The sequence below is a fragment of the Sphingomonas bacterium genome (genome assembly GCF_903643035.1).
In the GTDB taxonomy this organism is placed as follows: Bacteria; Pseudomonadota; Alphaproteobacteria; order Sphingomonadales; family Sphingomonadaceae; genus Sphingomonas.
Window position 1 is genome coordinate 1 of record NZ_CAHJWW010000163.1, and the last position, 6337, is coordinate 6337.

At 70.1% G+C, this 6337-nt stretch carries 6 protein-coding genes; 1 reads left to right on the top strand and 5 read right to left on the bottom strand.

What is annotated here, in order from left to right:
• The 3 genes from HUV01_RS10695 to HUV01_RS10705 form a co-directional block, all read right to left on the bottom strand.
• Window positions 1–435 (bottom strand): STN domain-containing protein (locus tag HUV01_RS10695; RefSeq protein ID WP_217430984.1); only part of this gene is annotated, 435 nt, incomplete at its 3' end.
• Between the two features lie 143 nt (window positions 436–578).
• Window positions 579–1604, bottom strand: a complete 1026-nt coding sequence (locus HUV01_RS10700) for a FecR family protein (protein ID WP_174298247.1) — start codon at window positions 1602–1604, stop codon at window positions 579–581.
• Window positions 1601–2143 carry an RNA polymerase sigma factor gene (locus HUV01_RS10705; protein ID WP_174298248.1) on the bottom strand — a complete coding sequence of 181 codons (543 nt, stop codon included), beginning with the start codon at window positions 2141–2143 and terminating at the stop codon, window positions 1601–1603. Before HUV01_RS10705 ends, HUV01_RS10700 begins: the two co-directional genes overlap by 4 nt.
• Before the next feature lie 218 nt (window positions 2144–2361).
• On the opposite strand from HUV01_RS10705, the gene HUV01_RS10710 reads away from it, so the two are divergent.
• A complete protein-coding gene (locus tag HUV01_RS10710; RefSeq protein WP_174298249.1) occupies window positions 2362–4476 on the top strand; it encodes a PQQ-dependent dehydrogenase, methanol/ethanol family in 2115 nt (704 codons plus the stop codon).
• A gap of 241 nt (window positions 4477–4717) precedes the next feature.
• Here the strand turns inward: HUV01_RS10710 and HUV01_RS10715 are convergent, their stop codons facing one another.
• Complete coding sequence (locus HUV01_RS10715; RefSeq protein WP_254606569.1) at window positions 4718–5032, bottom strand: hypothetical protein; 315 nt, start codon at window positions 5030–5032, stop codon at window positions 4718–4720.
• Window positions 4993–6337, bottom strand: a 1345-nt coding sequence (locus HUV01_RS10720; protein WP_174298250.1) for a M1 family metallopeptidase, incomplete at its 5' end; no start/stop codon positions are given. The genes HUV01_RS10720 and HUV01_RS10715, both read right to left, overlap by 40 nt.

Below are 6337 nucleotides of genomic sequence, written 5' to 3' on the forward strand. Positions count from 1 at the left end.
GGCCTGCGCGGTCGCCGCGGCCGGCGCTACCGCCGGTCCCTGATCGGTGCCGCCCGCCACGCCCTGCTGCCCGAGTCCCGGCTGCCCGCCCCGGTCCTGCCCGGGCCCCCCCTGACTTCGTACCACCATGATCGCCCCGGACGGCGCCGTCCGGGCGACCAGTCCGCTCGACGCGAGCAGCAGTCCGATCGCGGCGTCGGCGGTGTAGGGGCCTCGCAGACGCGGGGCGGTCTTCCCCCGCACGAGGCTGTCGGCGAAGATGATCTGCCTGCCCGACGACTGGCCGACGGTGCGAAGCGCCTCGCCCAACGGCATCGCGCCGATGTCGAACGTCCGCGTCTGCGCCCAGGCCGGCGCGCCGGCCATCAGGAGGGCGACCGCGCCGATCCGCGCCGCCGTGCCGAGACAGTGAAAACGCGAATGGCGGAAGCGCATGGTTAAGTCCCCCTGATCCGGGCGACCTTCTAGCCTCCCCGTTTAATCAAGGACGCGCCGCGCTCGCCGATCCTCAAAAGATTTTCGGGGGGAACGTGGCAGGATCAGTGTCTGGGGCCATTATCTGGGGCCAGTATCTGGAGTCAGTGCCTGGGGTTCCTGGCGGCGATGACGATGTCGGCGCCGCGGTCGGTCGCGGACACTGGCAGATAGTGGGAGACGGCATCGACGAACGTCGCGGTGTCGCCTGTCTGGAAGACGCCGCTGATCCTCATGTCGGCCGCGGTCGGAGAAACGACGACTTGTTGGCGGCTGTAGCGGTTGATGCGTGTCGCCACGCTCGCCAGCGGTTCGTCGTCGAAGTCGAGCATCCCCGCTTCCCACGCACCGGTCCGCCTGAGGTCGATCGTCGCCAGCGTCGCGCGCGACGCCGGCCGGAAGATCGCCTGCTGGCCGGGCGTCAGCGTGATGTCGCCCGGCGGCGGGCGCCGGAAGGCGGCGAGCGGCGGCGCGGCCTCCCGCGACGGCGTTATCACGACCCGGCCCTCGATCAGCGTCACCAGCTCGACCGGGCCGAGCAGGTCGATGTTGAACGCCGTGCCGGTGGCGACGACCGTGCGGCCGCGGGCCTCGACCAGGAAGGGGCGCAGCGGGTTGTGGGCGACGTCGAAGCGCGCCTGCCCGGCGAGCAGCACCAGCTTGCGCTGCTGTTTCGTGTACCGGACCTCCAGCCGTGACGATGCGTCGAGCGACACGCGCGAGCCGTCGTCGAGCGTGATCGTGCGCCGCTCGCCGCTGGCGGTCTGGTAGCTCGGCGGGAAGACGCTCCGCCACCACGCGCCGCCGCCGAACCCGGTGACGAGAAGGAAGATCAGGCAGATCGCCATCGCCGCGACCCGGCGCGACGGGACCCGGCGCGAGCGGCCCGCCCGCTGGGCGCGGCGCAGCGCGTCGCGGCGCAGGTGCAGCAGGTCGGGCGAACTGGACTGCTCGCCGACGGCGATCCACCCGGCCTCGACATGGCGCAAGGCCACCGGGTTCGCCGCGTCGGCGACGAGCCATGCCTCGAACCCCGGACTGGTCTCCAGGTCCCGGTCGGCGAGGTGCGCCTGCCAGAAGCTCGCCTCGGCGAGGCGGCCCAGGGCGGCGTCGTGCTCGCCGACGCTCATCGTCCACCGCGCTCCAACCACAACGCGAGGTGCAGGGTCGCGCGCGTCACCTCCTTTTCGACGGTGCTCCGGCTCAGGCCGTAGAGGTGGGCGATGTCTCGCTGTTTCATGCTTTCCAGCCGGAATAGGAGGTACATGTCTCGGGTCCGTTCGGGCAACGCGCCCAGGGCGCGGACGACCCGCCCCACCTCGTCCTTTGCCAGTAAGACGCGTTCCGGATGCCGATCCTCAACGAGTTCCGCCACGAGGCTCGCGACCCGGCCCGGGTGGACGTCCGACAGGAGCGCGGCGTTGCGCACTCCCTTCCGCCTCGCACGGTCGCGCAACAGGTTGACGGCGATGCGGAAGACATATCCCCTGGCGTCCGCGATGCCGTCCTGCGGGTGCTTGGGCAGGAGCCGCGAAAACACCTCCTGCGTCAGGTCTTCCGCTTCTCCGGCGTCCTTCACGCGTCGGAGGAAAAAGCTCAGCAGCGGCCTGCGGAACTCCGCGTACAGGGCCTGGGTGGAGGAGTGTTCGCTCTCGACCTTCAATTTCATGCGGCGCTCCTTGGGCCGGATGATGAAGTCAACTGCAAGGCGACGCAAATGCCTTCGACGGCCCGCAGCCATGGTCTGTCCGCGGTGATCCCGCGAGCACGGCTTTTGAGGGTTTCGCCGTCACCATGCGTCTTAGCCTTGCGAGGGTCCGGGGATCGTCTGGCCACGCCCACATGGCGGCGTGTCACCCGGACCGGCGACGCACGGGGGAACATGGCATGATTTCAGCGAACACCGTGGGCGGCGTCCGGGCGCGTCGGCCGGACCGGCATCCGGGGCTCGTCCTGCTCGCGGGCATCGCATTGTCGCTCGGCGCCTGCGGTCGCGACGGCGCCGGTGCCGGCGGGACGGTGCCGGACTGGGCGCGGGAGACCGCGCACACCTATGCATCCACGCTCGCGCCCGACGAGCTGGCGAAGCTCGGCGTCGCGTGGGAGTTCGACGACTTCACGGTGCGCGGCCGCACCCATCGCGGGATGGAGGCGACGCCGATCGTCGCGGGCGGCGTCCTGTACGTCACCGGGCCGTGGAGCGTCGTCTACGCTCTCGACGCGAAGACGGGGGCCGAGCTGTGGCGGTACGACCCCGAGGTCGACGGCCATTTCGCCCGCCACGCCTGCTGCGACGCGGTCAACCGCGGCGTCGCGGTGGCGGACGGGACCGTCTACGTCGGCACGCTCGACGGCTATCTTGCCGCACTGAACGCGAAGACGGGCAAGCCGCTGTGGAAGGTCGACACGCTGGCCGACCGGGGCATGAGCTACGCCGTCACCGGCGCGCCGCGGATCGCGGGCCGCAACGTCGTGATCGGCAACGGCGGCGCGGAGATGGGCGCGCGCGGCTATGCCACCGCCTACGACCGCAAGACGGGGAAGCTCGCCTGGCGCTTCTGGGCGGTGCCGGGCGACCCCGCCAAGGGCGACGAGACCCCCGAGATCACGGAGGCGCGCAAGACCTGGGACCCGCACTCCGCCTGGGGGTTCGGCGGCGGCGGCACGCCCTGGGACTCGATCGTCTACGATCCCGAGACGAACATCGTCTACATCGGCACCGGCAACGGCATGCCGCACCCCAAATGGCTGCGCAGCCCCGGCGGCGGGGACAATCTGTACCTGTCGTCGATCGTCGCGCTCGACGCCGATACCGGCCGCAAGAAATGGCACTATCAGACGACGCCCGGCGACAGCTGGGACTATACCGCCACGCAGAACATGATCCTGGCGAACCTGACGATCGGCGGCCATGAGCGCAAGGTCGTCATGCAGGCGCCGAAGAACGGCTTTTTCTACGTCCTCGACCGCGTCACCGGCGAGCTGCTGTCGGCCCGGAAATACACCACCGCCACCTGGGCCGACCATGTCGACCTCAAGACCGGGCGGCCGGTGTTCACCGAGCAGGGCGACTTCTCCAAGGCCGTCAAGCTCGTCTGGCCGTCCGAGTTCGGCGCCCACAACTGGCATCCGATGTCGTACAGCGAGCGGACCGGGCTGGTCTACATCCCGGTGCTGGAGGCGCCGATGACCTTCAAGGTGAAGCCGGTGCCCTGGCAGCCCTATACGGTCATCCAGGGGTCGGAGGCGCTGTTCGCCGACGCCAGTACGCCTGTGCCCGTACTCACGGGCCAGCCAAAGCCGAAGTTCGACACGGTTCTCACCGCCTGGGATCCGGTGCGCCAGAAGGCCGTCTGGACCGGCAAGCCGCAGCCGTTCTACGGCGGCGGCACGATGACGACGAGCGGGGGCCTGGTCTTCGAGGGCGGTTCCGACGGCTATCTGACGGTGTACGAGGGGCGCGACGGTACCGTCCTGCAACGGATCAACATCGGCACCGCCGTGATGGCGTCGCCGATGGCCTATGAGATCGACGGCGAACGCTACGTGGCCGTCACCGCCGGGCTCGGGGGTGCCGCCCTCGGCGGTTTCCCGGCCGGCGCGGTAGCGATGCGGCGCGCGAACACCGAACGGCTGATCGTCTTCAAGCTGGGCGGCACGGCGCCGAAGCTGCCGCCGCTCAAGGTCGCCGCCGCGGCGATGCCGGCGCCCGCCCAGTATCGGGGGACAGCGGCAATGGTGCGCCATGGCGCCGCCCTCTTCGCAACCAACTGCTCCAACTGCCACGGCACGCCCGGCACGGCGACGGGCTATCCCGATCTCTGGAACATGCCGCCGTCGACCCACGCCGCGATCCAGGCGATCGTTCACGACGGCGCGTTGAGCGAGGCCGGCATGTCCTCCTTCTCCGACGTGCTCAGCAGCAAGGACATCGACGACATCCACGCCTTCATCAGCATGCCGCCGCGAAGCGTCCCTCCGGTCAAGGATCACGATCAGTGACGGGCTGCCCCGGCTGCGCGGAGGACTCTCGCGGTCCTCCGCGCGACTCGTCTGAAGCGGTTTCCCGACCATTCTGCACACCATCGTCACCCTTCGGACGTCCGCTCGCGCGGCGGGACTCTTCTGGCCCGGCGCAGCGTTGGCCATCGGTCACGATGCGGTGGCGGGGCGCCCTTCTGGCACCTCACGCCGGACCAGGATCGCCTTCGTGCGGGTGACGCGACGTGGTCGGAAGACCGCCCTAGCGCCGTCGTGGTTGCAGGCCGGCGGCGAGCGCGATGCCGGCCGCCAGCTGCACCAGTCCGTAGAGCCGGCGACGTCCCGGCCGGCCGCCGAACGGCCTGATGAGCAGGTCGACCGCGCCGACCCGCGACCGCCACAGGTCAACGTGCCGCGTCGGCTGGAGCAGGCCCAGCGCACCGTCGCCGATCATGAACACCGCCGCCATCTCCGCCGCGCGCTTGACGCCGACCGACAGGTTGCTCTCGCCCGAGTTGGCGCCTCGTGTCGGGTCCGTCACTGCGCCGTCGCCCGCTTCGCCTGTTCCGCCTGCCATGCCTGATACTCCTCCACCGCGGCCGATCGCCTGAGGACGCGCGCGTCCGGATCCAGTACCACATGCGCGCCGTCCGGTACCGCAAGGAAACCGGCGCCGCCGACCATCCCGACGCGGACGATCCGCCCGTCGACGCTCGCTTCCACCGGCATCGGGAACACGCCCCCGCCCGGCGCCAGCCAGCGCAGCGCGAGCCCGCCGGGCGCGGGCGCCTGCACCAGCTCGGGCAGCGCCGCCTGCCGGAGGTACACGTCGAAGAACCAGCCGTAGTCGCGCCCCGTGACCTGCCGCACGAAGCCCTCGAACTCGCGCGTCGAGCCATAGCGCGTCGTGAAGTTGCCCGGCTGCGGGTCGTCGCGGCCGTACACCTCCAGCCGCGTCGCGCGCTGCCATGCGGCATCGCCGATCAGCCAGCGCAGCGTGTGGAGCATCCAGGCGCCCTTGTAGTAGATGTCCTGCCCCGGCCCGCCGGTCGAGGTCTCGTACACCTCCTCCTCCGTAAGCTGGCGTCCGCTGACGATCGGCGCCTTGTCGAGGATGCGGTTGCGCTGGTCGTCCATCATCGTGGCATAGCGCGCCTCGCCCTCGCGCCAGCGGCCGTAGAGCGGTTGCATATACTCCTCGAACCCCTCGTGGAGCCAATAGTCGTCCCAGTTGGCGGCGGTCACCTGGTTGCCGAACCATTCATGGCCGAACTCGTGCTGGAACAGCCAGTCGAACCCCTCGGGCTTCTTGGCGTAGCCGTTGCCGTAGCCGTTGATCGTCTGGTGCTCCATGCCGAGGTACGGCGTCTCGACCACGCCCACCTTCTCGGCGCCGAACGGATAGGGGCCGACCACGCTTTCGTAGAAGTCGAGCGTCGGGGCGAACTCGGCGAACAGCGCGCGCGCCTTGGCCTCCTCGCCGGGCAGGTACCAATAGGCCATCGGGATCGTGTTGCCGTAGCGCGAACGGTAGTCGCCCTCGATCACCTCATAGGGCGCGACGTTCAGCGCGATGCCATAGGTGTCGGGGTGTTCGATCCGCCAGTTCCAGCGGCTGCGCCCGTCGGGCAGCGGGTCGACGCCGGTCAGCACGCCGTTCGATGGCGCCTTCAGCCCGGCTGGCACGGTGATGTGGAGCGTGACGACGCCCGGTTTCCCGGTCGGATGGTCGAGGCAGGGCCAGAACAGGTCGCAGCCATAGCTCTCGGCGGTGGTGGCGAACCACGTCCGGCCGTCCTGCGTCTTCGACCAGACCATGCCCGCGTCCCACGGCGCCTTGACCGCCACGTGCGGCTGGCCGCCATAGGCGATGCGCGCGGTC

Bases quoted from the DNA above. Each gene is read 5' to 3' on its own strand.
- HUV01_RS10700 (WP_174298247.1), bottom strand. From the start codon at position 1,604: ATGAGCGTCGGCGAGCACGACGCCGCCCTGGGCCGCCTCGCCGAGGCG.
- HUV01_RS10705 (WP_174298248.1), bottom strand. From the start codon at position 2,143: ATGAAATTGAAGGTCGAGAGCGAACACTCCTCCACCCAGGCCCTGTAC.
- HUV01_RS10710 (WP_174298249.1), top strand. From the start codon at position 2,362: ATGATTTCAGCGAACACCGTGGGCGGCGTCCGGGCGCGTCGGCCGGAC.
- HUV01_RS10715 (WP_254606569.1), bottom strand. From the start codon at position 5,032: ATGGCAGGCGGAACAGGCGAAGCGGGCGACGGCGCAGTGACGGACCCG.